This is a genomic window from Priestia sp. SIMBA_032, assembly GCF_046535215.1.
In the GTDB taxonomy this organism is placed as follows: domain Bacteria; phylum Bacillota; class Bacilli; order Bacillales; family Bacillaceae_H; genus Priestia; species Priestia aryabhattai.
The window spans coordinates 1-408 of record NZ_JAWRXD010000176.1 but is presented as its reverse complement, the minus strand read 5'-3'; the positions used below and the strand labels follow the sequence as shown (position 1 = coordinate 408).

1 protein-coding gene is annotated in these 408 nt (G+C 58.3%); it reads right to left on the bottom strand.

Translation table 11 applies throughout. From position 1 onward, the window contains the following. On the bottom strand, positions 1-408 hold a 408-nt coding region (locus SB717_RS33890), incomplete at both ends, for a hypothetical protein (protein ID WP_410907190.1).

Here is a 408-nt window from a genome sequence, read left to right as displayed (position 1 = left end):
GAAATTTGCTCGCCGATTTTCGACAGCTGATCGTTCATGGTCGACGCGGCGGCGATCGCCTCCAAATCCTTGTCCTCGGCTTTTTGAACCGGGGCGGCGAGAGGTTTGCTCATCTGGTCTTTCGGGGCCAAACCCATTTGCTGGCCATACCGAAGCGCGGCCTGCCTGTTTTCGGGAGTATTGAAGACGCCACTCAGAAGCTTGTAACCGGAGACACGATCAACCAACTTCTCGATGGGCACTTCGAGAACCTCGTCGTCGGCGTCGTTGGCAGTGCCGCGGTTCTTGGTCATCGGAGCGGTGTATTTCTTCCCGTCTTCGCCTGTCACCTCCAGCTCAAAAACCACGGTCCCATCCGTGCGGCCGGGCATTACTTGGACGATGCGTTTTTGGCCCCCGCCCCCCTTC